Below are 24,938 nucleotides of genomic sequence, written 5' to 3'. Positions count from 1 at the left end.
TCGGCCCGGCAGGGAGGCTCAGGCGGGAGCTTCGGAGCCTTCCTCGGCGGCGGCGCGTGCCCGCTCCCAGGGGCGCGTCCGGACAGCCGCGCGAATCCACATCACGTGGCGCCGCTCGTCCTCCCGGTGCTTTTCGATCAGCGTCCGGACCTCGGGGCGCCAGTCGAAGCGCAGGGCCACGTCGTAGGCGCGGTTGGAGAACTCCTCGTTGCCGAGCATGGCCACCAGCGCGGCCTCGGTGCCCATCATGCTGGACACCGCCGTCAAGCCCACCATCGCCGTTCCCTTGAGGTCCAGGCGCAGCTCCAGCGGCGTCCCGCCCGCCTCGTGGATGAGGGCGTTCAAATCCTGCACGTGCCGGACGTGGTCGATGCGGAAGCCGTTGAGCCGCTCACGGACCAACGGCTCCGGAATCCGGGCCAGGGCCGCGTCGTAGGCACCCACGGCATCCGCGTCGAGCTGAGCCAGGCTGCGCAGCCGGGCCACTTCCGATTTGTCGGCCATGTCGAACTCCTGCGCTAAGGGGCTCGGGCAATGTGAGAAGGCTGTTCCCGCAAACCAACCCACCTCCTGGACGCGCTGCCCGCCCGCCCCTGGGGCAGGCGGACAGCCAGGGCCCAGGTCTTCAAGCCTGCGCGGCGCCAGCGGGCGCGCGCGCTTGCGACGCGTGCTTCCGGCGCGCGGCCCGGCGGTGCTTGAGGACAATCACGCCCCCCAGCACCGCGCTCAAGAGCATCAGCGCGTTCGTCACCACGAAGACCCAGTTGCCGACCTTCCAACTGTAGAGGGTGAACCCCGTGGAGGCCGTCATCTGCCCCACGAAGAGCCACTTGGACACACCCTCGCTCGAGCCTGACTTCCACTGCTTGTGGACCTGGACGCCAATGGTCAACAGCAGGACGAAGGAACTGAACCACCCCAGGGCTTCGGCCCCCATGCACCCTCCTGGCCCCAGACGATGTGCATGCGCCCCGTCGTGTGCAGCACGCCCGTCACCCCAGCGGACCGCCCACCGCGCTCAGCCCGTCCGCGCCGCCGCCTCGCGGTGTCGCGCAATCCAGGCCCGCGCCTCCTCGGGCGAGTCCACGTAGGCCGTGTCGAGCCGCGTCCCGCCGCTCAGCATGGCCCCCACCATGAGGCTCTTGGTGGTGGCCTTCTGCTCTATCGCCGCGCCGATGTAGACGACGCCCAGGAACCAGCCCGCCTTCGCGTGGTCCACCAGGTAGCGGCGTGACTCCGGACTGAGGTGCGAGCCGGTGATGTCCGCGGCCAGGTAGAAGCGCTGCGCGTCCGCCAGCTCCCGGTACACGCCACACGACCAGACCGACGTCTCCTGGGTGATGGCGCCCCGGAAGCGCGCCCAGAGGATGTCCGGCGCTTCGAACGACGCATGCTGCTCGCCGTGACGCCACTCCCGCTTCAGGCTCATGGGCCTCCCACGCTGAGACAGGCGCCAGGATACCCCCAGCCTCGGCGTGGACCCAACAGCCTCCCTGTGCGGACCGTCAGAAGCCGAGCGGCAACACGAAGGCCGTGCCGTTCTGCGTCCCCGTCCGGTAGCTGCGCGGCGCGCCGATGACGAGCATGGGCGGCGAGCTGCCACTGCCCGGCATCATCGACAGGGCCTGCCCCAGCGCCGACCGCTCCGAGCCATCTCCCACCACCATGAGGAACGGTGAAAGCGCGCCCTGCTGGCCAACCCCGCCAGCATAGAGAAACACCGCGCCGCCGCCGTCAGAGGCCTCGGAGGCCCCCGGCGCGCTCACCAGCAGGTCGGGGATGTTGTCGCCCGTGAGGTCCGTGCCGCCCACCAGCCGCGCGCCGAAGTTCACCGCGCGGTGGCGGTGGACCAGGACAACGGGGTTGAGCCCGTCGCCCAGCGCGCCCACCACCAGCGGCGAGCCCGCGGACTGGAGCGCCTGCAGCCTGTTCACCAGCACCGTCTTGTCGAAGAGCAGCACCACCGGCTGCGTCACGCCGTTGAAGGGCACGCTGGTGGCGCTGATGGCCACGAAGTCGCGCGTGTCCCCCAGGAACCGGCCCGCTCGCGTCATGCTGAGGCCCAGGCCCATGTTGGTGAGCTGCACCTCGCTGTCACCGGCGATGCGCCACACGGTGGCCGTGCTGCGCCCGCCGCAGCGCGAACCGCTCGCGTCGAAGCCTGGCAGGATGGCCACGCCCGACCGGGAGCCTTCCGCGTAGCGCCAGGCCAGCTCGTCACAGCCGTCGCCGTTGAGGTCGCCCAGCGACGTCGGCACGGACGTTTGGATGTCCATGGAAGGCATCGTGTAGACGGACTCACACACCATGCTCAGCTTCGCCAGCGACGCGTCCTCGGGCGCGCGGCCCAGGAACACCTCCATGCCGTCGTTGCGCAGCAGCCCCACGTCCTCGCGGCCATCGCCGTTCAAGTCGAACCCGCCCACCACGCCGCGCCCCTGGCCGGTGCGCCGGCACCTGGCGTCAGTCTCCGGCGTGCAGTCCTGGATTTGATACGTCGCGAACAGCCGGTACGCCGGCTTGAAGCTCCCGTCCGCCTGCCCCAACGAGACCAGGGCGCCGCCCGCCGACTGGGTGCCGCTGGTGACACACGCGGCGGGCACCGACGTGTACGTGTTGTTGAGCTCGTTGTTGGAGGTCGTGGAGCCCGTGCCCGGCACGTAGAAGTTGGACGCGCCCACCACCAGGTCCGGGCGCCCGTCGCCGTTGAAGTCGGAGAAGGCCACGTCCACGCCCACGTTGCGGCCCGCGTGGTGCGGCGAGGGCCGGCCCTCCTCCACCACGGTGGCCTGCGCGGGCGCCATCACGTCGTGCACGTAGGCCCGGCCAATGGCCAGGGCGTTGCCGTCATTGCTGGTGCCAGGGCCGGACCAGCCCGGCGCGCCCGTCAGCACCAGCGGGCGGCCCTGTGGCCCCTGCGCAATCGCCACCGCCTCACCGAAGCGCTCCACGCTCGGCTTCGCCGGCACCCGGACGCTGGTGCGTGTCCACTCGGCGACCGATGCGCCCTGACGGTGGTACAGCTCCACGCTGCCGGTGAAGGCGCCCTGCTCCGACGAGGACCGGCCCGCGAAGGCCACCAGCGACGGGTTCGCCGCGGGGCCCCAGGTCGCCAGGCCCGAGCCCAGCGTGTCCGACGCCGCCGTGCCGTTGATGACCGTCAGCGGCCGGTTGAGGACGCTGCCCTGCGTGAGCGTGGCCAGGGAATGGACGAGAATCTTGCCACTCCAGCGCAGCGTGCCGCTGCCCACGCCCGAAGGCGCGGATGAATAGGGCGCGCCCAGGAGCAGCTCCAGGCCCGGCTCACCGTCCACGTCCATCACCGCCCAGCTCCGGCCCGCGTTGATGCCGCTGGCCTCGCCGTAGATGCGGGCGAAGGCGTCCTCGCGCTTCACCTGGGGCGGCCGGTTGGCGGGCTCACCCGTGGCGGAGTAGCCCGTCAAATCGAACAGCAGCGCGCCGCCCGAATCATTGCCGGACTGCAGGCCCCCGCTCGAGCGCAGGTCCGGCGAGTCCGCCCGGTCCGCCACCGCCAGCAGCAGCGGGGGCCGCGTGCCTTCAGCGGGGATGACGCCCAGCCGCCACGTGCCCTCGTTGCTGTCCGCCGTGTTGGCCGGCAGCACGTACACATCCGGCGAGGCCCGGAAGCGCGCGCCCTCCGCGCGCGCGAGGAAGACGGAGATGGCCATCTGCGCGCCCGACACCGCCCCGGACGCGTTGTACCGGGACACCCGGCTCAGCGCCGCCAGGTCCACCAGGCCGTCCCCGTTGAGGTCGCCCGTCACCAGCGCGCGGCCCAGCTCGGTGTTGCTGCGCGACACCAGGGCGCCGTCCTGCGTCAAATCCCAGCCGCCCAGCCGCACCGTCGGGAGGTCCGGCACCGGCGAGCCCCGCGTCGACGCATAGACATCCACCGTGCCGCGATTGCGGATGGCGTTGGTGGGCGCCAGGTCGCCCAGCGGCGAGCCCACCACCACGTCCAGGTCGCCGTCGCCCTCGAAGTCCGCGACGGCCATGCCCGAGCCGAACGCCGCGTTGCGGAGCAGGCCGGTGAGCTGCTGGCGCAGCGGCGCCGGCGCCCCACTTCGGAAGGTGTAGAGGTACACCGCGCCGGCGTTGGTGACGGCCACGTCCGCGCCCGGCGAGGACACCAGCAGCTCCGCGCGCCCGTCCCCATCCAGGTCGCCCGCGGCCAGCGCGTCACCGAACTGCGCCGTCTCCGTGGCGCCGGTGAGCACCCACGTGGGCTCCGCCGGCAGGCCGCCGCTGCCGCCCTTGAAGATGAACACGGCGCCGCCCGAGGGCTGGTTCAGGTCGCTCTCGCGCTGCCCCACCGCCAGGTCCAGGTGACCGTCGCCGTCGAAGTCCGCCGTCACCAGGGTGGCCACGTCGGACAGGCGACCGTGCGGCAGTCCCGGCCGCGTCAGCTCGTCCAGCACGCGCACCGACACCCGCGCCGTGTCCCCGGTGAAGGGGTCCGCCGCGTTGAGCACCGCCACCCCCGTGGCGCCGGGCTCGAAGGTCAGCCGGCCGCCCGCCAGCGTCCCGGGACCGGACTCCTTCGTCCAGTTCACCCGGTCGCTGCCACCGCGCGTGGCCAGCGGCACGGACGAACCCGAAGGCACGGCGAGGAAGGCCGGCGCGCCGGTCAGCCGGGCGTCGGTGCGGACCTCGTACTGGAGCACCACCTCGTCACCCGACTGGGTGTCGCGCACGGTGATGACGTCCAGTCCCTCACGCGTGCCGGCCGTGTAGAGGCCACCCGGCGACAACGTGGCGCCGGAGCCGTCGGCCGACAGCAGGTACATGGCCGAGCCCAGCACGCCGTCCACCGCCACCTGGAAGGAGGTGCCCGGCCGCAGCTCCGCGCGCACGGGCGCGACATTGAACGCCGCCGTCACGTTGACCTGCGTGGTGGCGCTCACGCCCGGACAGCGCGCGTCCTCCACCACCAGCGTGTCCGCGCCCGGCGTGCGCCCCGCCAGGAAGCGGCTGCCCACCAGCTCACCCGAGGAGCCCCCCGGCTCCAGCAGGTACGTGTAATGGCCGCTGCCGCCGGTGGCCACCAGGGCCACGGGGCTCGACACCCGCACGCGCGCGGGCTGCGCGGTGAGCGTCAGCGCGCTCAGGCCCGTGCACAGGTCCGCCTGGTGAGGGTCCGCCACGCGGGCGGGCGCAGGCTCATCCGAGCAGGCCGCGGCGAGGAGCGCGAGGAGGGGGGCCGCGCGGGTCAGTCGGGTCATGTCAGGTACCTCGGGGGAGACTGCGCGTTGCTTCAGGGCCTGGCGCCAGAGGCGGCCCAGCGCTGGATGCGGGAGATGAGCTCGGGGTCCATGGGACCGTCGGCGGGCATCCGCTGGTCTCTCACGGCGTTGGTGATGATGGGCGCGTTGGCCCGCCACAGCTCATAGCTGTCGAGCGAGCGCGCCGCGCTGGCGCTGTTGTGACAGTTGCGGCACCGCGCCTCGTGGATGGGGCGGATGTCCTTGTCCCAGCTCAGCGGCCCCGAGGCCAGGGGCGCGTAGTCGAACGGCACCGCGCGCCGCGCCTCCGAACCATCCGCGTAGCGCGCCACCACCGACAGGACGTAGCGGCCGGCCTCCAGCGACGCGAAGGAGTAGGCGCGGTGCGTCCCGTCGGCCTCCAGGCCTCCCAGGCTGTAGTCCGGCCCCTCCGTGGGAATCTCCGAGTTGCCCAGCGTGTAGACGACGCTCTGGGGCACACCGCCCGGCGGCATCACCGCGCGCACCACCAGGCCATCATTCACCAACTGCATGCCCTGGTAGAGCCCCCGGAGGCGCGGCACCAGCACGGGGCTCAGCGCGGCGGCCACTCCGCCCTGCTGCACCCACACGCTGCCGCTCTCGTCCGCGGCGAGGAACTGGAAGTCCCCGGCGCCGGCGTCCGTGGCCGCGCGCCAGACGTTCGCGTCCGCGTCGAACTGGAGCAGCGCGCCGTCCGTCTTCGCCCACAGGAAGCGGCCCGAGGCGATGAGCTGCCGCGGCTGCCGCGGCAGCTCCACGCGGCGCCAGCCGTCCTTGCCCCGGCGCAGCAGGGCCTGGCTGGTGAGCGCCCACAGCTCACCGGCGGTGCCCACCGCGGGCCCGATGCCCGCCAGCGCCTGCAGCGACTCGCCCTCCGCCAGGGGCGCGCTCGTCGTGTGCACCCGGTAGTTCGTGGTGCTGAGCGCCACCGCGACGCTCAGCCCGCCTTCATGCAGGAACCACACGCCGGGCAGGTTCTCCGGTGAGGGCGCCGCCGCCAGCGAGGTGATGGCCTTCACCGACGCGCCGTCCACCTTCAGCTCCGCCAGCGTGCCCTCCTGCAGGCGGAACAGGCCGCGCGTGTGCGCCAGCCACACCGCGCCGTCCGCGGACTGCGCGGTGGCGATGACGCCCTGCCCCAGCGCGTCCCGCCAGGGCGGCGCGATGAGCCACCCCGACTCCGCCATGAAGAGCCCGTTCTGCGTCTCCACCAGGGCGCTGTGGGGCCCCAGCCGGAAGACGCCGAGGGTGCCGCCCGCCGCCACCTCATTGCCCGGGTGCGGCTCCAGCGCCCCATACGTGCCGTCCAGCCGCAGCCGGACGAGCTCGCGCGAGGCGGTGGCGAAGACCCCCCCGCCCGCCTGGTCCGCGAAGCCAGGGACGGGCGCCAGGGCCGTGATGGCTGGGACCTGGACCGGCTGGAAGGGCGCCGGCTCGGGCTTGTCGAGCGGAAGCGAACGGTCCTCCCCGCATGCCCCGAGGACCGCGAGCGAGAGCAGCGAGAGGACGGCGGAGGCGGAGGCCCGCGGATGGATGCGCATGCGAAGTGGACGGCTCAGGCGAGGATGGGGCGCAGCGGTTCGACGCGAGTGATGCTGTAGTCCAGCCCCGCGGACGCCAGCACCGTGGCGATGACGTGCTCGGGGAGGATGTTCTCGCCGTTCGGGTCCGACGCGCCGTTGCGCAAATCGAAGGTGCCCGGCGCCATGCCAATGTCCCCGCTGCGGCCGAACACGAAGTTGTGCTTGATGCCGGCTCCCATCAGCAGCGCGGAGTTGCTCAGGTGGTGGTCACGGCCACCTGCGCTGTTGATGAGCGGCGTGCGGGAGAACTCGGAGAACACCATGATGGTGGTGTGGTCCATGAAGGTGCCACCCGCGGGATGGTCGCTCTCACGCAGGTCCTTCACCAGCATGGCCAGGGCGTCGAAGCCGCGCCGCTGGTTGTTGGCGTGCGTGAGCTGGCTGCCGAAGTGGGTGTCCAGGCCGCCCGTGAGGTTGATGGTGACGCACTGGGCAATGCCCTTCTTCAGCGCGGTGGCCACCGTGGCGGCGCGGCCGCGCTCGCCATTCACGTCGTTGATGTTGCTCAACTGGTAGCGCCCGCGGATGGCCGCCATCTCCGGGCCATGCGGCTGATTGGCCGCGGCGAGGAAGTCGAACGACTTGTCCAGGCCCTGGGACTGGATGAGCCGCATCTGCTCCTGGCTGTTGGCATAGGTGGTGCCCACCCCACGCGCGCCATAGGCCGCCTGCTCGCAGTTGACGGGCTGGCCGCGGAAGTCGAGCAGCTGCTGCTCGATTTCGCTGTCCAGCGTGTCCGTGCTGCCCTTCAGCGTCAGGAGCAGGTCGTCCCGGCGGCTGACGCGCAGCGCGTTGGCATAGCCGCCGTACCGGTCGTTGTACGACTCCACGTTGTAGGAGATGGAGGCGATGGGCACGCGCGGCTTCATCTGCCCCACGATTTCAGTCGCCGTGGAGGAGCCACGCGCCGCGCTGCCGATGGGCATCTTCCCGGTGAGGAAGTAGCGGTAGCCCACCTCGTGGCCCAGCGTGTTCATGTTGATGCCGCGCACCACGGTCATCAAGTCGTAGTGCCTGGCCAGCTCGTTGCCCACCGCGGGCCCGAAGTCGATGTTCGACCGGCCCACGCCCGGCAGCTCGGCGGGGATGAGCGGCCGGGACTCGAAGCGGGAGTCGTTGATCTGGTCATAGCCCGGGAGGATTTTCGTCTCCGAGGCCCGGTCCGCGGTGAACTCGGTCGGGTCCCGCGGGTCGAAGGCCAGCAGCTGGTCCCAGCCCCCGTTGAAGTAGACGAAGACGAAGCAGCGGTCCGCTGGCGCCAGCTCCGCCGCCTGGGCGAAGGCGCGGAAGGGCAGCCCCCCCAGCAAGGTGGAGCCCATGAAGCCGGCGGTGGCCTTGAGGAAGGTGCGGCGCCCGTGGGCGCAGCCCTGGGCGCAATTCTCGTCGTGGCGGTTCTTCTTCATCGCAGTCACTCCGAGCGTCAGTAGGTGATGAAGCGCGGGTCCGTCAGCATGGCGATACACACCACGGCCAACGTCTCATGGCGCTTGGAAGAGGCCAGGGTCTGCACCCGGGCCGCGGCCTGGGTGAAGAAGGACGTCCACTTCGTGAGCTCTTCGCCCGCCAGCGGCGCGCCCCAGAAGCGGGTGGACATGTAGACGAGCTGCGCGCGCACCTCCGCGTCGGTCAGCTTCGTCAAATCATCCCACTTCTCAGGCAGCAGCCGCCCCATGGTGCGCGCCGACGCGTCCGTCATGCGCAGCTCCGCGGACGCCTGGTTCAGGCACACCTTGCGCGCGCCGTCCTCCAGGAACTTGGCGAACACCAGGTTGGGCTCGGTGTTCTCGCTCACCACCAGGGCGTAGTCCGCGCGCCCCATGGACGTGGCGCGCGAGTCCAGCTCGCTCCAGCGCTGCCCCACCGCTTCGATGATGGCGGCGTCCAGTTGGGCCACGGTGAGGCGGCGCGGCGCGCGGCCCACGCTGCCGTCCTGGGCCTCCGGGTCCGGCAGCGGCGTGAAGTCGCCGGGCTGATGCGGGTTGGGGATGGGCTCGATGATGCCGTCCGCGGACTGCGTGTCATCCTTCGTGCAACCGGTGGCCAGCGCGAGCAGCGCGGCGGTCAAGACGAGGCGGCGCATCAGTCAATCCTCCGGTAGGCGTCGGACGTCACCACGCGCTCGATGAGCGCCTTGAGGCGGTGGCCGTTGCGCGCGAAGTCCTGCGCGAAGGGCACCAGGTACATGCGCTGCTCCTCCGCCGTCATCGGGCGGCCGAGGAACTCCGTCCACACGCGCCGCACCGTGCAGCGCTCCAAATCCCCGGACTGGAGCATCTTCTGCACCAGCAGCGCGGGGCCGGCCTCGATGTTCTGCTCCTCGTCCGCCGTGCGGTACAGGTACGTCTTGAGCATGCCCAGGCTGCTGGCGCCGTCACCGTCGTACGCCTGCATGATGTACTGGCTGCACTCACCGCCGCAGTTGGTGTCGCCGTTGAGGGCGCAGTCGCGGCACTTCGGGTCGTAGCGAGGGAACTGGTCGGGCGCCAGGAACTGCGCGGAGCGCTCCGCGTAGCGGCCCCAGTGCGCGCCCGTGGGCTCGATGGTGGCGTGGCAGTAGTTGCAGCCGCAGCGCACCGCCAGGTTGTTCTCGCGGTTGCACGCGTCCTCCGGCGCGGGGGATGACGCCCCCGTCGGCGGCGCGAACGTCTTGCAGAGGAAGGCCTCGTAGAAGTGGTTCACCCGCGCGCGGTGCGTGGGGAAGCGGTAGAGGTAGGACGGCGTGGTGAGCACGCCCGCGTGCCCCTCGTCACGCGTGTACTCCGTCCACGCCTCCGTGTCGTTGAAGGCCACCGCCGGCACGGCGCCCGGCGCGGCCGGCGTCGTCACGTTGAAGACGCCCACGCCCTGCTGGCTCCGGAAGTACTCGGACAGGGTGCCGTTCACGAACGAGCGGCGCGTGGTGAGGATGTTGAAGTAGGGCTCGTCGCGCTGCACCACCGACTCGGCGATGCGCAGGGGCTCCTCGTTGAAGGCGGCCACGCGCAGGCCGTGCACGTCCTTGATGTCCTGCGCGGCGATGGCGGGCACCTCGCAGCGGCGCATGCCCACGCCGCAGCCGCAGCTGCGGTCGGAGGAGAAGCGGGCCGTCTCACAGGACGCCATGTTCCAGGGGTTGTGGGTGCGCTCCTGCGCGTTGATGGCGCACACCTTGACGCTCTCCGGCGTCTTGTCGGTGGCCCAGTAGGGCGCGGGCTTGTTCACGAAGCCCTCGCGCAGCACGCAGCCGCGCTGCACCCCGTAGTTGCCCTTGAGGCCGTTGCGCAGCTCCAAATCCAGCGTGCAGCGCTTCAGCTCGGTCAGCGCCGGCCTGGAGTCCGGGTTCGGGTGCTTGAACGCCTTGATCCTCGTGCCATCCATCTCCTCCACCGTCAGCGCCAGGGTCGTGGTCTTCCTCGGGTCCGGCGTGCAGATGAAGGCCCCGGCGCTGCTGCCCGAGCCGCGCTGATCACAGAAGAAGAGGTACTTGTGCTGCGGGTGGCTGGTGCTCAGCAGGTCCGAGCACTTCGCCGTACCATCCGGCGTGGTCGGCGCCAGCGGCGTACACGCGAAGTAGTTCGTGTCGTAGTCGTAGCTGACGGCCAGCGGCACGCCCTCGTCGTCGTGGCACTTCGCACGGGGCTGCGCGGTGAGCGGCGCCGCGTGCGCGTCCGGCTGCGCCGCCGTGAGGCACTCGTCCTGCGCGATGTCGGAGTCACACGTCGCGCCATTCGCGCCGCGCAGCGTCGTGGCGGGATTGCCGGCCACGCCATATGCGGTGGTGATGCCGTTACCCGTCATCCGCGAGTTCTGGTTGTTGTTGAGGCTCCCGGAGAGGTTCGAGCGCAGCAACGCGCGGTGATAATGGCGGATGCGCGCGTTGAACTCGTCCTTCGTCATCATCGCGCGGATGTCTTCCACGTCGATGGAGCCCTTGGCCTGGGCCGCCTGGTACTCCTCATAGGTGGGAGGACGGCCGAGCAGGTCCAGCGACAGCTGCCGGAGGTGCCGTTCCAGGGGCACCTTCGCGACGACTGGTGAACAGACAGCCTCCTCTTGAGCGGAGGCTGGCAGGGCCAGCAGCAAGGCGGCACCAGCCAGGCAGGCAAGGTAACGCACACGGAGCACGGGGACCTCCGGAAGGGGGGGTCGGGGGGGACCATTCTCAGTATGCAGGAATTACCGTTTCAAGATCCAGCAACGCCTTATGAAACACTTCATCCCACATGCAGTCCCCAATGGTGTCAGCCAGTTAGCAAGGGTTGCAACGAAGCCCGCCGCGCGAGACATAGGGCCCCATGTCGAACGCCGCCCAAGCCGCGCTGCCGCCCCGTGTGAGTGACCGGGCCTTCTTCATCTTCACCGCCGTGGTGTCCGCGCTGGCGTTGGCGTTCATCGGCTGGATTCTGCTGGTGCGCGGCGGCGGCCCGGTGGACGGGGTGAACCTGCGCTTCCTCCCGGCGGTGAACGCGGGCCTCAACGCCACGGCCGCGGCGCTGCTCATCGGCGGGTGGGTGGCGATCAAACGGGACGCGCGGCAGGTCCACCAGTACCTGATGGTGTCGGCCTTCACCGCGTCCGCGCTCTTCCTGGTCTGCTACCTGTCCTACCACTTCGTGCATGGCGACACGCGTTATGTGGGGGACTGGCGCGGGCTGTATCTGTGCATCCTGGCCAGCCACGTGCTGCTGTCCATGCCCGTGGTGCCCATGGCGCTGGTGGCCTTCTACTTCACGTGGCGCAAGGACTTCACCCGGCACCGCAAGGTGACGCGGTGGCTGGCGCCCATCTGGGTCTACGTGTCGGTGACGGGCGTCGTCGTGTACTTCATGCTGCGTGGCAGCGCGCCCGCCGTCCTGTAACGCGCTGAATCAGGGCGTCGACGAAGCCGTCTGGACGCTCGCCAGCCGCGCCGCGCCGCGCGGAAGCGTCACGATGAAGGTGGCGCCGCGGCCCTCCTGGCTCTCCACATGGATGGTGCCGCCGTGCATCTGCACCATGCGGCGCGCGCTGGCCAGCCCCACCCCGCTGCCCGTGACGCCCGGCGCCACGTTGCGACCGCGCCGGAAGCGCTCGAAGACGAAGGGCAGGTCCTCGGCGGGAATGCCCATGCCCTCGTCCGTCACCTGAAGCAGCACGCGCTCCTCCAAGCCGTCCGCCTCCACCGACAGCGTCACCGCGACGGTGGTGTCCGCGGCGCTGTACTTCACCGCGTTGCCCAGCAGGTTCTCCAGCACGCGCTCCAAGGCGCGCGGGTCCCATTGGCCGGTGAAGTCCGTGCCCTTCGCATGCAGCACGAAGTGGTTCCGGCCGGAGGCCTCCATGGCATGCACCTTGGAACGCACCAGCGCCAGCAGGTCCATGGGCGCCCGGTCCAAGGGCTGCTCGTCAGTGCGCGTGGCGCCCAGGAAGTCGTCGATGAGCTCACCCATGCGCTGCGTGGCGCGGATGATGTGCTCCAACCGTGACGCCTGCGCGGCCCCCAGCTCGCTCTTCAAAAGCTGGCGCTGCAGCAACTGGGCGTTGAGGGCCACGATTTGCAGCGGCCCCTTGAGGTCATGCGTGGCCAGGGCGGCCAGCTCGTCGCGCACGGCCAGCGCCTCGCACGCGGCCCGCTCCGCGCGCGCGGCCTGCGCCCTGCGCTCCTCCAGCTCGCGCACCATGCGCACCGTGTCCACCGCGGCCCGAAGACTGCGGCGCAGCCGCTCCGCGCTGTACGCATCCTTGACCAGGTAGTCCTGCGCCCCCGCCTTTATCGCCTCCACCGCGACACGCTCGTTGCCACTGCCGGTGAGCATCACCATCGCGGGCAGCGGGCCGCCGCCACGGACGTGCAGCTCGCGCAGCAGGTCCAGCCCCGTCATGCCGGGGAGGTGGAAGTCCAGGAGCGCCACGTCCAGCAGCGGCTCGGCGGCGATGCGCTCCAGGGCGTCTTCCGCCGACGACACGGCCTCCAGCACCCAGGTCTGCTCGTCGTCGCGCTCCAGGGCACGCCGCACGGCGAAGCAGTCCGCGGGGTTGTCGTCCACCAGCAGGGCGCGCAAGACGGGGGTCATGTCGCCGCCGCCCCGAGCCGCGCCCCCGCCGGCTCCGGCATGTGCGGGAGCCGCGCGGGCCTGGACGCACGCTCGTCCGCATCGCTGTCTTCCACCAGGAGGAGTGAGCGGAGCGCTGTCATGCCGGACCTCTTCCTAACGTGAAGTAGAAGGTGGCGCCTTGTCCCGGCGAGGAGTCGACCCAGAGCTCGCCGCCGTGCAACCTCACCAGCCGCCGCGCGATGGCCAGCCCCGCGCCCGTGCCTCCGCCGTACGCCTGCACGGAGTGCAGCCGGCGGAACATGTCGAAGATGGCCTCGTGGAACCGTGAGGCGATACCGATGCCCGGGTCTTTCACAAAGAAAACGTAGGGCGCGTCATGCTGTGCCGCCGCTGGCGGACGCGCCTCGCCGGGCCCGTGGTAGCCCAGCTCCACCCAGTGTGGAGGCGCGGCCTGGTACTTGGCGGCGTTGGCCAGCAGGTTCTCCCAGACCTGGCGGATGCGGACGGCATCACAGGCGACGCGGGGCAGGCGGCGAGGCAGGCGCACCTCGGCCTTCCTTTCCTGGAGCCGGGGGGCCACCACGGCCACGGCCTCCTCCACCAGCGCATGCATGTCCACGTCGCGCCAGGCCAGCTCGATTCGGCCCAGCCGGCTGTACTCGAAGAGGTCTTCCAACAGCGACTGCGCCCGGCGGGCGAGCCACACCACGGACTGGAGCTGGTCGCGGCCCTCTCCCGTGAGCGACGCGCCGTGGTCCTCCAGGAAGAAGGACGTGTACTGCTGGATGCCGCGCAGCGGCTCGCGCAGGTCGTGCCCCACCGTGCCGCTGAAGGACTCCAGCTCCTCGTTGGAGCGAGCCAGCGCGCGCGACAGCCGGGCCAGCTCCGCGGCATGGCGCAGCACCACGCCCACCAGGGCGCCCCGGAAGGACTCCGCTGCGTCCACATCCGCCTGCGTCCAGGGTGTGCTGGCGCCTCGCACCTCCTCGCGCCACGCATCGAATGAGGCCCGGGGATGCAGGCGCGTTCGACCGGGCTCGGGCTGGACGGGTTTGTGCGGGTTGCCAGCCCAGGTGACGGTGCGCGCCACCTCCGGCCGGAACCAGAGGACGAAGCGAGGCGCTTGAGGGTCCAGGCGGACGGCCAGCACACCCGCCGCCACGTCCGCGCGTCCGGCCAGGGGTGGGTGCCAGGTGCCCAGCCGCTCGGTATGCAGGGTCCCGCTCGCGGCGGGCAGGCCCGCCAGCCGCGTGGCCAGCGCCTGGACTTCCTCCGGGGTGGGCGTCTGGCCCACGAGCAACGGCGCCTCGACCTGCTCCGGGTCAAGCCGCTCGCCCAGCAGGAGCGCCGCGCCGGTGGCGCCGGTGAGCGCCATCAACTGCGCCCCGCGGGCTTCGAGCGCGACGGGCAGCGACGCGCCATCCCCCAAGCCCTCGACGAGCTGGCCCAGGAGCGCCGCACGATGCGCGCGCGAGGCCGCGTCCGCGCCGCGCTCCTCCGTGGCGAGCTGAAGCGCCAGCAGCCGCGACAGCACCTCACAGGCCTGCCTCCGCGCGGCGGAGACGTGACGCGGTGACGAATGGTGGCAGGCCATGAGGCCCCACAGCTCGCCGTCCTTCAGCAGCGACACTGAGAAGGAAGCGCCCACCCCCATGTTGCGCAGGTATTCGAGGTGGACCTCGGACACGCTGCGAAGCGCGGCGCCGGACAGGTCCAGCGGCTGGCCCGTGTCCGGCAACGTCGGCGGCACCAGGCCCACGGGCTTCGCCTGGACGTCCGCGATGAGGCGCAGCGGATTGCGGCGGTAGAGCGCCCGGGCCTGCACGGGGATGTCACTGGCCGGGAAGTGCATCCCCATGAAGCTGTCCATGCTCGCGGCCCGGCTCTCCGCCACCACCTCGCCGTGCCAGTCCGCATGGAAGCGGTACACCATGACGCGGTCGAAGCCGCTGAGCGACCGCACGCCGTCCGCCGCGGCCTGGAGCAGCGAGGACGTCCCCCGCCCCTGCCCCAGCGGCGACACCAGCGCGTGGATGGCGGACAGCGCGGCCTCGTCGGCGAGGGCGCCCTCCGCCGTGAGGGGCTCCAGCTCCAGCACCGACAAGCCGCCGCTGACATGCAGCAGCGCGGAGCAGGCACGCCCTCCGGCCTCCACCACCACGGGCCCGGCGACAGAGCCCGCCCGCACGCGCCGCAACGTCTCCGCGTCCAGGACGCTGGTGATGGGCTGCCCTCGCAGCGCGGAGGGCGCCGCGCCCAGCAGGGCCTCCGTGTTGGCGCTCACCACCTCGATTCGGGATGACGCCGCAGGGAAGGCCACCAGCACGCCGTGAGGCTGGATGCCTCCCAGCAGGTGGATGGGCTCCCGGTCGCACTGGCCCAGGTCAAGGTCAGGCGGAGACGGAGGCATGTGCCTGTTCCCGCCGCAGCCAGGCAGCGAAGGCGTCAAACGTGTCCTGAGCGCCCTTCACCACGCGGGCGTCGAAGGCGTCTCCCGCGGCGGAGACGGAGGCCTGGTTGACGGCGTCACCGAAGGCACGCCACCGGGGCCCGACGTCGTCTCCGTACGCGCGGAAGAAGGAGAAGTCGCCCAGGGACGGCACGCCGTCGAAGTGGCGGCGCAGGTGCCGGAGGATGAGCTGGCCGCCCAGCGTGGAGCCCTCCAGGACGTAGAGACAGCCCAGGGCTTCGGGCACGCCTGTCAGTGAGGGCAACTCCCCGCAGCGAGGCAGCCGTTCGAGCGAGGCGTCGTCATGGCCGAGCGCGCGGAGGTCCTCCTTCAACAGGGGCACCTTCCAGCGCGCGTGGATGGACAGGCCGGCAATCGCCTCCAGCCCCAGCCCGGCGAGCCGGGCCTCCAGCGGAACGTAGAAGCCGTGAAGCGCTTCCAGGTGGCGGCGGTACGCCGAGGGCGTCAGGTCCGCGTCCATCAACCGCACCTGCGCCTCGGTGCGCTCGTGGTGCGGGCGCGTCTCACTCTTCAGTCGCTGCATCAAGGACAAGGTGCCTGCACGATGCCGCCGTCGCTGCCCCATGGGAACCGGGAGTGGTGGACAAGTGTCCACCGCCCTACCCCTCGGGCGTCCTGGACACGGGCGCCCGAGCGGCCTCCAGACGTCACGGCCAGTGTCCAGGAATGGCGTGGACATCCACGGGTTCATCTCCAGGAATGCTCGTGAAGGTATTTGAAGTCGAGGAAGATACGGCCGCTGGTTACACGGGCAGCATTGACGCCATTCACCGCTGGGGGCTACCGGGCGTACAGCCCTGCCCGACATGCCGCGCGGGAGGCGGCTCCCCCGCCCTCGCCTATCCCTGCGTCGACCTTTTCAGCCTGCCTGACCTGCGGTAACGAGCCGTTCGACCTGCCCCAGCCCATCATCCTCCCTGCCCGCGGACGCGGACCTCTTCCGCATGGAAGACGCATGGACAGTCATCCTCGCCACGAAACGCTTCGTCGACGCGGCGGCGCGACTGAAGTCGGACGGAGTGGTGTTCCGGGAGCGGGAGTGCCGCTGATGGGCCCAACCCTCAGCCGCAGAAGCCGTTGGCCAGACACGTCCGTCCCACCCCACACGTCAGGCCGGAGGTGCGGCAGTTGGGCTGACAGGCCCCCGAACCCGTGCCGTCGCGGTAGCAGACGTACCCGGAGCGGCAATCCCCCTGCCCCGTCCCCACCTGCAGCGTGCAGGTCGCCAGACAGGCCTTGAGGCCCGAGGTGGAGTCCACGATGTAGCACCGCGAGCCCGCTGGACACGCGGAGCGGGTGCAATCCAGGGAGCAGTACCCGCCCGGATAGTCCGTCACGCACACGCCCCCGGGACAGTCCACGTTGGAGCCGCACGCACTGCCCACCACCAGCGCCGGGTCATCATCGATGGGCGCAAGGGGAAGCAGGTCGAAGCTCACATTCTCGATGCGGTCGCCCGCCTCCACCTCCAGCGGCTCGAAGGAGTCCACGTTGCGCCAGTAGCCGGTGCGCTCACCGTCCTCGAAGAAGTTGCCATCCTGGTCGTCGTCGATGGTGGCCAGCGCGTAGTACGTCCGCGGCGTCAGGGAGATGCTGTACGCGTAGCCCCCCGACGCGCGCGCGACGGCGATGGCGTCCTCCGAGGCCTGCCACTTCCCTCGCGCGTCCTGCCACACGAACGCGATGAGGGCGTCCAGGTCGTTGGCAGCCCCCGCGACGCCAATCTTCACCGCCACCGTCGCAGAGCCCGCCGCCCCCGAGCCCACCAGGCTCAGCGTCACCACGGTGTCCGCGCCCGCCAGCCCGGAGGCATCCACCGCCACGCTCAGCGAGGCCGAGCCGAAGGCGGGCACCCGCACCGAGTCCCCCTGCGGGAACGTCACCGCCGAGGCATTGGGCCCGCTGACGCTGGCCGACACCGTCAAATCGCCGCCCCGGTTTCCTCCCACGTTGTTGAGGGTGAGCTGCTGCGTACCGCTGCCCCGGAAGAACAGCGTGGACGTCGTCACGTTGAGCTGGGGGTCCAGCGTGCCGGGGTCCACGTTGGCGATGCGGGCCAGCGCCGCGCGCGCATTGACGAGCCCCGCGCCGCAGCCCTCCGGGCACTGCGAGTTGGTGAGCGGCGTGGCGGTGGCCTTCAGCGTGCTCTCCGCCACCGCGGCCGTCAGGTCCGGCCGCGCCGCCGCCATCAACGCCACCACGCCCGCGACGTGAGGCGCCGCCATGCTGGTGCCCTGCGAGAAGATGTAGGCCGGCTGCCCGTTCTCATCCAACACCGTGGACAGCACGCCGTCCGGATAGCCGTCGCCGTTCAGGTCCTCGCGCATCTCCCCACCGGACGCCACCACGTCCACGTCCACGCCGAAGTTGGAGAAGCTGCTGCGCTGCCCCGCCAGGCTGGTGGAGCCCACGCAGATGACGTTCTGCTGGTTGCACGGCGTGCTGTTGCGCGCATCCACGTCCTCGTTGCCCGCGGCGACGACGATGATGGCCCCGCGCCCCAAGGCCGCGTCGATGGCGTCCTGGTACAGCGCCTGCGGCGGCGCGCTGCCACCCAGGCTCATGTTCACCACCTTCGCGGGGTTGGGATTGGGCGGCACGCCCGGCACGCTGCCGCCCGTGGCCCAGGTGATGGCCGCCGCGATGTCGAAGCTGGTGCCGCCCTTCTTCCCCAGCACCCGCACCGGAAGCAGCTTCGCGTTCCAGGCCACGCCCGCGACGCCCACCTCGTTGTTCGTGTCCGCGCCGATGGTGCCCGCCACATGCGAGCCGTGCCACGAAGAACCACCGTTGGGCGTGTCCCCGCCTTCGTCCCGCGGGTTGCTGTCCCGGCCGTCGCCGTCACCCGCGTTCTCCGGGTCCGAAATCATGTCGTAACCCGGCAACACGTTCGTCAGGTCCGGGTGCGCGACGATGCCGCTGTCCAGGACGGCCACCACCACGTTGGACGCGTCCGGCACCTGGTCCCATGCGGCCGGCAGGTTGAGCGTGGGGTAGTGCCACTGAAGGCTGTAGCCCCGGTCATTGGGCGCCGCCGACGCCCGCATCCGCGCGTTTCGCACCGCGTACGTCACGCCCGGCACCCGGGCGAGCTGCGCCGCCCACTCCTGCGTCTTCGCGGCCGTCACCGCCTTGCCATCCAGCGGCTCGTAGCCCACCAGGTGCACGTATTCACTGGCGTAGCCCTTGTGCACCGCGCGGAAGCCCGAGCGCCGCACCGCCGCCAGCACGCGCTCCGTCGACAGGCCCGCTTCCTCGAAGCGGAGGATGACGTCCCCGGGAATCGTGGGGTCCTCGCGCGAGGCCCGCTCGAGCGGCGCGGCGCCCGGCTGCGACGGGACAATGGGGAGCCCCGGCACGGCCTTCGGCGCCACCCGCGGCTCGCGCGCGCGCCCCGCGTGCATTTCCCGCAGCGTCCCCTTCAGCGTCTCCAGCGCACCCGCGCGAAACGGCGAGCGCACCGTCTGGGAGGCACTGTCGCCAGCGGACCGTTCGCTGCCCCGGAAGGGCGTCAGCGCCCCCTGGATGCGCCCGGTCTGGGATGGCGGCTCCCCCGGGTCTTCATCGTCTCCAGAGCAGGAGGTGGCGGAGAGCAGCAACAGTCCCAGCAGCAGCAGGCGACGCATTCAGGCGACCCCTCGGAAGAACACGAAAGAGGCGACAGCCTAACATCCACTGCCCGACGGGGCCGCGCCGCTCAGCTCGCCATGGCCTCGCTGCTGTCTTCCGTGTCCTCGCCAACGTTGCCGTCGGCCGCATCGTCCAGTGCGCCGACATCTCGCGGCACGCCGTCCACGTACGTCACCACGTTGCCCGGCATCGCCGGCACTCGCGGCCCGGGCGTCACCACGCCCGTGAGGTTGAGCGGGTCCACCCCGGACAACTGCACCCGCACACCGGACGGTGGCTGACGGCGCACCGAGCGCGCCATGTCCACCGCCTCCGGCAGCGCGAACTGCTCGCCCACGAAGCCCGACACGAAGCGGCCGCCGCGCACCTCGCCGCGCGCCTCCATGCGGCGGTACACGAAGAGCAGCTCGCGCCACGTGGGCGCCAGCGCCTCGCGCATCACCAGGTCGCGCCAGACGATGCCGTAGCGCTGGAGGAAGAGGCGCGCCAGCGAGTCCAGCACCTCGTCCTGCGACTTCGGCTCCGCGGGCGCCAGCAGGCTCCAGCGGCCCGGGCCACCGCGCTGGAGCAGCTTCTGCCGCTTGCGGTGCGCCGGACTCTGGAGCACGCGCAGGTTCTGCACCGCGTCCGCCGTCACCAGCCCGCGCGCCACCAGCTCCCACAGCGCGTCCTCGATTTCGGCGGGCAGCCTGCGCGCGCGCGACACCAGGTCCTGGAAGAAGCAGGCCCCGCGCCGCTCCAGCACCGCGACCACGTCCCTGGCGGGCGCGCTCAAGTCCGGCGGCGTCCACACGTCCCCATCCGCCAGCACCGCGTGAGGCCGCGCGGCGGTGAGCATCCACTCCAGGTCCTCGCGCAAGGTGAAGGTCAACGACGCGTTGCGCGTGGGCGACGCCCGCGAGCGCGGGGGCGCGGGCTCCGGCGGCATTACCGGCGCGCCCCGGCGTGGCCCTGGCGTGGGCTTCGCTTCCTTCGTCGTCAGCCGCCCCCAGGCCACCTCACCCGCGTAGCAGGCCCGCTCCAGCAGGTCCGGCGTGTAGCCGCGCATGCGCGCGGGCAGCAAGAAGCGCTCCCACGCGGACGCTGGCGCCTCATAGCCCTGCAGCAGCCGCACCGCCTTGAGCAGCCCCGTGGAGCCGCGCAGCGCGTCCAGCTCCTCCAGGTGGTGCCAGCGGAAGAGGAAGCGCATGAAGTCCTGCGCGCTCAGCGGCTCGATTTCCTTGCGCAGCCGTCCCACCGTCAGCCGGTGGATGCGCTGGAGCAGGCGCCGGTCGCACCACTCCAGCGGCGCGCTGGCCCCATCCGTCAGCGGGACTTCCAGCGGGCGGAAGCGGCCGCGCAGCACGTTGCCCTGGGCCTCCAACTGATGCATGGCCGCGTTGACGGAGTCCTCGTCCAGCACGACGAGCCGGGCCAGCTCCGCCACCGTCGTGGGCCCCAGCATCTCCATGCGTCCGCGCACCACCTGGAGCACGGCGGCGTCCCGCTCCACGGGCCGGTCATGCGCCAGCACCGGCAGCGGCGGCTGCATGGGCGCGTCCGGGAAGAGCACCCGCAGCGCGCTGCCCCGCTCCGCCGACACCAGGAAGCGGCCCGCGGGCAGGTCCATCCACGCCACCCGGCCCTGCTCGAACAGAGGCGTCGCCATGCCGCGCGGCACCTCCTCGGCGGGCAGCAGAATCAACTGCAACAGCGCGTCGTGCAGCTCGTCCTCGTCGCGCATGGGCGGGGCGGCGTCCGCCACCACCGTGGCAATCGCCGTCGCGTCCAGCGCGCCGAAGGCCGTCACGTCCTCGGCGGGCATGGCGCGGCGCAGGGCCACGTTGCGCACGCGGCGCTCCTCGGCGGGCGCGTCATCCAGGAAGGTGTAGGGCTGGCTGTGAATCATCGCGTGCGCGAAGAGGCTGGGCTCCGGCACGTCGCGCGCCAGCAGGCGGATGCGGCCATCCCGCATGCCGCGCAGCACCTCGCGCAGGCCGTCCACGTCCATGGCCTCGCGCAGGCAGTCATCCATGGTCTGCTTCACCAGCGGATGGTCCGGCAGCTCCAGGTCGCCGCCGCCGTGGTTGTCCTGGCAGCCCACCTGCTCCGGGAACACCGACGCCAGCAGGTCCTCACTGCGGGCGCGCTGGAGGTTGGGCGCCACGCGCTTGCCCCCCATCATCCGGTGCAGCGCGAGCGACCGCGTGGCCACCCACCGGAAGCGGGTGCCGAAAATCGGCGCCTGGAGCACCGCCTGCACCAGCACCTCCTCCACATGGTCCGGGTGGAGGAAGTCGAAAATCTCCGCCAGCGGGAAGGAGTGCTGCTCGCCCAGCGACAGGAGGATGCCGTCCTCCGTCGCCGCCGCCTGGAGCTCGAAGTCGAACGAGCGGCAGAAGCGCTTGCGCAGCGCCAGGCCCCACGCGCGGTTGATGCGGCTGCCGAAGGGCGCGTGGATGATGAGCTGCATGCCGCCCGCCTCGTCGAAGAAGCGCTCGGCCACCACCGTGGTGTGGCTGGGCACCGCGTCGAGCATCTTCTGCCCCGTACGCAGGTAGCCCATCAGCGCGTCCACCGCGGGCGGCGGCATGCGCAGCTCCTTCTGGAGGAACGCCGGCGCGTCCTCGCGGGACGTGAGCGCCTCGCGCAGGCGGCCCACCTGGAGCGACAGCTCGTCCGTGCGGCCCGGCGCCTCGCCGCGCCAGAAGGGCACGTTGGGCGGCGCGCCGCGCGCGTCCTCCACCTGCACCGTGCTGCCCGACACGCGCTGGATGCGCCACGCGGTGCTGCCCAGGAGGAAGATGTCCCCGGGCGACGACTCCACCGCGAAGTCCTCGTCCAGCGTGCCCACCACCTTGCCCTCCGGCTCCGCGGTGACGTTGAAGGTGAAGGTGTCCGGGATGGCGCCGCCATTGGTGAGCGCGGTGATGCGCACGCCGCGCCGACCCTTGAGGCGCTGGTTCACCCTGTCTCTGTGGAGGTGGATGCCCGCGCGGCCCCGGCGCGCCGCCACGCCTTCGGACAGCAACTCCAGCACGCCCTGGTACTCCTCCCAGGTGAGGTTCCGGTACGGATACGCGCGCTGGAAGAGGCTGAAGAGCGCGCGTTCGTCCCACTCCTCACAGGCACACGCGGCGACAATCTGCTGCGCCAGCACGTCCAGCGGCTTCTCCGGAATCCGCACCGCGTCCAAATCACCTTCGCGCACGGCGTTGAGGAGCGCGGTGCACTCCATCAGCTCGTCGCGCGTCATCGCGAAGAGGATGCCCTTGGAGATGGCCGCCTTGTGGTGGCCCGCGCGGCCCACGCGCTGGAGCAGCACGGAGATGGCGCGCGTGCTGCCCAGCTGCACCACCAGGTCCACGTTGCCCACGTCGATGCCCAGCTCCAGCGACGCGGTGGCCACCATGGCCCGCAGCTGCCCGGACTTCAGCTTCTCCTCCGCGGCCAGCCGGATTTCGCGCGACATGCTGCCGTGGTGCGCCGCCACGGTGCCCTCGCCCAGGCGCTCACCCAGGTCGTGCGCCACGCGCTCCGCCATCTTCCGCGTGTTGACGAAGACGAGCGTCGTGCGGTGCTCCCCCGTCAGCGCCACCAGCCTGTCATAGACCTGCCCCCACATCTCGTGGCTGGCCAGCGACGACAGCTCCGCGTCCGGAATCTCCAGCGTCAAATCCCACGGGCGCAGGTGGCCCACCTCCACCCGCTTGCAGTCCCGGTGGGCGGCGCCGGTGAGGAACCCGGCGATGGCGTCCAGCGGCTTCTGCGTCGCCGACAGGCCGATGAGCTGGGGCCGCACATCCGTGAGCGCCTTGAGCCGCTCCAGCGACAGGGCGAAGTGGCTGCCCCGCTTGTCGCGCGCCAGGGCGTGGATTTCGTCCACGATGACGGTGCGCACCGCGCGCAGCGTGGCGCGGGCCTTCTCCGCCGTGAGGTAGAGATAGAAGGACTCTGGCGTGGTGATGAGGATGTGCGGCGGACGGCGCACCATCTGCGCGCGCTCGGACGCCGGCGTGTCTCCGCTGCGCACCTGGACGCGCAGCTCCTGGGGCTGGAAGCCCTCCGCGCGGGCCCGGGCGAGCAGCTCCTCCAGCGGCTGGAGCAGGTTCTTCTGCACGTCGTTGCCCAGCGCCTTGAGCGGCGACACGTAGAGCACCTGCGTGCAGTCCGGCAGCGTGCCCTCCAGCGCCAGCCGGAACAGCGAATCCAGCGCGGCGAGGAACGCCGTCAGCGTCTTGCCGCTGCCCGTGGGCGCGGCGATGAGCACGTCCTGGCCTGCCTGGATGAGCGGCCAGCCCTCCACCTGGGGACGGCTGGGCTCGCCCAGCTGCTCGGCGAACCAGCGGCGAACCACCGGATGGAAGGACGCCAGCGCCGGGTGCGCCGCGCACTCCGTGGCGAAGTCGAGGCTGATTTGCGGGGCCATGGCTACCTCCAGGGCCAGCCTGAACACAGGTACAGCCCGACGTCAACGCGACCAGACTTCGTGAGTAGGCCCCCACTGCGGGTGTGCCATGCACCCGGCGGACGCCCGTCGGGGCGCTGCCCTTGCGTGCGGGCATGACGCTGACGCGTCACGGGCGCTGCGTGACGCGTCATCCACCAGGCCACCAGCGGCCCTCCGGGGCGCGAGGCCCACGCGGGCGGGGCCGCCGCGCAGCGGCGCCAGGAGGAATGTGCCTTGCACATCGCACCTCGGAACATGAGGAGCGAAAACATGAGCCCAACCCACGAGATTCTCCGGGCCCCCATCGAAACCAGGCGCCCTGACCCCTGTCGCGACGGGACGCGCGTCGCCGCGCGAATGGACGCGCCATGAGCGAATCTTCCTGCGACGTCGCCATCATCGGAGGCGGTCCAGCGGGCGCGGCCATGGCCGTGGCCTTGCGAGACCTGGCGCCCTTCCTGTCCGTCGTGCTGCTCGAGCGCACCGGCTACGAGACACACCGCTCGGGAGAGACCTTGTCACCCGACATCCGCATCCCCCTGTCCCGGCTCGGTGTCTGGAGCAGCTTCCTGCGGGATGGGCACCTGGCCTCGAGAGGGACGTCCTCGTGCTGGAGCCGCGCGGAGCCCAGCGTCCAGGACACGCGGATGTCGCCCTGGGGCTCCGCCTGGCACCTGGACCGGGCCCGCTTCGACGAACGGCTCAGCCTGGAGGCGGCCCGGCAAGGCGTCCGCGTCCTTCGCCTGACGACCCTGCTGGACGTCGAGTCCATCGCGAAGGAGGGCTATCGGCTGCACCTCTCCCAACGCAAGACAGGCGCGCTCACGCTGCGAGCGCGCTTCGTCGTGGACGCGACCGGATGGAAGGCCACCTTCGCCATGTCCCAGGGCGCGCGGCGCCGCATTCGCGACCGCTGCTTCACCGTTCATGGCGCGTTCCAGCTCCGGCCAGGAGAGCCGTTTCCCACCGATGCCCTGGTGGAAGCGTGTCCGGAAGGCTGGTGGCACTCCGCGCGGCTGCCCGCGGACTGTGTCGCCGTCACCCTGATGGGTGATGGAGACTCCTTGCACGGACTGCGGTGGGCGACACCGGAACCGTGGGTGGCCTTGCTCGAACAGGCCCCCGTCACCCAGGCCAGACTGGCCGTCTGCGACTTCGCCGGAGAGCCCCTCGTCGCCGCGCCCGTGCTCGTCGGCGAGCTCGACCGGATGCACGGTGAGCGCTGGCTCGCGGTAGGCGACGCGGCCTGCACCCATGACCCCTTGTCCGCCCAGGGCATCGCCAGCGCGCTGGACTCCGCGCTCCTCGCCGCCCAGTCCCTGGAGCGCGCCCTGCGCGGCGACGAGGATGCGCTCCGCGCCTACGAGGAAACGCTCCATCTGCGCTTCGAGGAGCATCTGCGGCGGCGAAGCCACACCTACCGCGAGGAGCAGCGGTGGCCCGGCGCGCCCTTCTGGAAGAACCGGCACGAAGCCTTCCCCGCCATGACGCCCGTCGCGGGGCAGCGCCCCGCCCCGGCGTTCACCGGGCTCGCGCCATGAGGCACCG

17 protein-coding genes are annotated in these 24,938 nt (G+C 71.3%); 4 read left to right on the top strand and 13 right to left on the bottom strand.

The features are described from left to right. Positions 1-18: 18 nt before the first annotated feature. The 8 genes from HV826_RS11140 to HV826_RS11105 form a co-directional block, all read right to left on the bottom strand. Positions 19-504 (bottom strand): ferritin-like domain-containing protein, encoded by a 486-nt coding sequence (locus HV826_RS11140; RefSeq protein WP_176416986.1) that lies wholly within the window; start codon positions 502-504, stop codon positions 19-21. A gap of 121 nt (positions 505-625) precedes the next feature. Next, positions 626-937 (bottom strand): hypothetical protein, encoded by a 312-nt coding sequence (locus HV826_RS11135; protein ID WP_176416985.1) that lies wholly within the window; start codon positions 935-937, stop codon positions 626-628. An 81-nt stretch (positions 938-1,018) separates the two neighbouring features. Continuing rightward, positions 1,019-1,429 carry a hypothetical protein gene (locus HV826_RS11130; protein ID WP_176416984.1) on the bottom strand — a complete coding sequence of 137 codons (411 nt, stop codon included), beginning with the start codon at positions 1,427-1,429 and terminating at the stop codon, positions 1,019-1,021. Positions 1,430-1,505: 76 nt separating this feature from the next. Then, on the bottom strand, positions 1,506-5,243 hold the full coding sequence (locus HV826_RS11125; RefSeq protein ID WP_176416983.1) for an FG-GAP-like repeat-containing protein: 3,738 nt from the start codon (positions 5,241-5,243) through the stop codon (positions 1,506-1,508). 32 nt (positions 5,244-5,275) lie between these two features. Further along, positions 5,276-6,805 carry a hypothetical protein gene (locus tag HV826_RS11120; protein WP_176416982.1) on the bottom strand — a complete coding sequence of 510 codons (1,530 nt, stop codon included), beginning with the start codon at positions 6,803-6,805 and terminating at the stop codon, positions 5,276-5,278. Positions 6,806-6,819: 14 nt separating this feature from the next. Then, the gene (locus HV826_RS11115) at positions 6,820-8,250 is read right to left on the bottom strand and encodes a DUF1501 domain-containing protein (RefSeq protein ID WP_176416981.1); all 1,431 of its coding nucleotides are present in this window, start codon (positions 8,248-8,250) and stop codon (positions 6,820-6,822) included. A gap of 17 nt (positions 8,251-8,267) precedes the next feature. Further along, positions 8,268-8,927, bottom strand: coding sequence for a hypothetical protein (locus tag HV826_RS11110; RefSeq protein ID WP_176416980.1), 660 nt, complete (start codon positions 8,925-8,927; stop codon positions 8,268-8,270). Next, positions 8,927-10,951, bottom strand: a complete 2,025-nt coding sequence (locus HV826_RS11105) for a DUF1585 domain-containing protein (RefSeq protein ID WP_176416979.1) — start codon at positions 10,949-10,951, stop codon at positions 8,927-8,929. Before HV826_RS11105 ends, HV826_RS11110 begins: the two co-directional genes overlap by 1 nt. A 170-nt stretch (positions 10,952-11,121) precedes the next feature. Between HV826_RS11105 and HV826_RS11100 the strand changes: the two genes are divergently transcribed. Then, entirely contained in the window at positions 11,122-11,685 is a 564-nt protein-coding gene (locus tag HV826_RS11100) for a DUF420 domain-containing protein (RefSeq protein ID WP_176416978.1), read from the top strand. A 9-nt stretch (positions 11,686-11,694) separates the two neighbouring features. On the opposite strand, the gene HV826_RS11095 is transcribed toward HV826_RS11100, so the two are convergent. The 3 genes from HV826_RS11095 to HV826_RS11085 form a co-directional block, all read right to left on the bottom strand. Next, entirely contained in the window at positions 11,695-12,879 is a 1,185-nt protein-coding gene (locus HV826_RS11095) for an ATP-binding protein (RefSeq protein ID WP_176416977.1), read from the bottom strand. Positions 12,880-12,997: 118 nt separating this feature from the next. Next, the gene (locus HV826_RS11090; RefSeq protein WP_176416976.1) at positions 12,998-15,271 is read right to left on the bottom strand and encodes an ATP-binding protein; all 2,274 of its coding nucleotides are present in this window, start codon (positions 15,269-15,271) and stop codon (positions 12,998-13,000) included. Then, positions 15,252-15,854, bottom strand: a complete 603-nt coding sequence (locus HV826_RS11085; RefSeq protein ID WP_176416975.1) for a biliverdin-producing heme oxygenase — start codon at positions 15,852-15,854, stop codon at positions 15,252-15,254. The genes HV826_RS11090 and HV826_RS11085 overlap by 20 nt, the downstream gene beginning before the upstream one ends. Positions 15,855-15,997: 143 nt before the next feature. On the opposite strand from HV826_RS11085, the gene HV826_RS11080 reads away from it, so the two are divergent. Both HV826_RS11080 and HV826_RS38060 read left to right on the top strand, forming a co-directional pair. After that, a complete protein-coding gene (locus HV826_RS11080) occupies positions 15,998-16,213 on the top strand; it encodes a double-CXXCG motif protein (protein ID WP_306465539.1) in 216 nt (71 codons plus the stop codon). Positions 16,214-16,248: 35 nt separating this feature from the next. Beyond that, positions 16,249-16,380: a double-CXXCG motif protein gene (locus HV826_RS38060; protein ID WP_407938394.1), complete on the top strand. Its 132-nt coding sequence runs from the start codon at positions 16,249-16,251 to the stop codon at positions 16,378-16,380. A 12-nt stretch (positions 16,381-16,392) separates the two neighbouring features. On the opposite strand, the gene HV826_RS11070 is transcribed toward HV826_RS38060, so the two are convergent. Both HV826_RS11070 and HV826_RS11065 read right to left on the bottom strand, forming a co-directional pair. Beyond that, complete coding sequence (locus HV826_RS11070; RefSeq protein ID WP_176416972.1) at positions 16,393-18,957, bottom strand: S8 family peptidase; 2,565 nt, start codon at positions 18,955-18,957, stop codon at positions 16,393-16,395. A gap of 71 nt (positions 18,958-19,028) precedes the next feature. Then, positions 19,029-23,369: a DEAD/DEAH box helicase gene (locus HV826_RS11065; RefSeq protein ID WP_176416971.1), complete on the bottom strand. Its 4,341-nt coding sequence runs from the start codon at positions 23,367-23,369 to the stop codon at positions 19,029-19,031. Between the two features lie 389 nt (positions 23,370-23,758). Here HV826_RS11065 and HV826_RS11060 point away from each other — a divergent pair, with 389 nt between their 5' ends. After that, positions 23,759-24,931: an FAD-dependent monooxygenase gene (locus tag HV826_RS11060; protein ID WP_176416970.1), complete on the top strand. Its 1,173-nt coding sequence runs from the start codon at positions 23,759-23,761 to the stop codon at positions 24,929-24,931. Positions 24,932-24,938: the final 7 nt, after the last annotated feature.

It is taken from the genome of Myxococcus sp. AM010 (genome assembly GCF_013372585.1).
Classification (GTDB): Bacteria; Myxococcota; Myxococcia; order Myxococcales; family Myxococcaceae; genus Myxococcus; species Myxococcus vastator.
The sequence above is the reverse complement of the archived record's forward strand: the minus strand, read 5'-3'. Positions and strand labels throughout refer to the sequence as shown.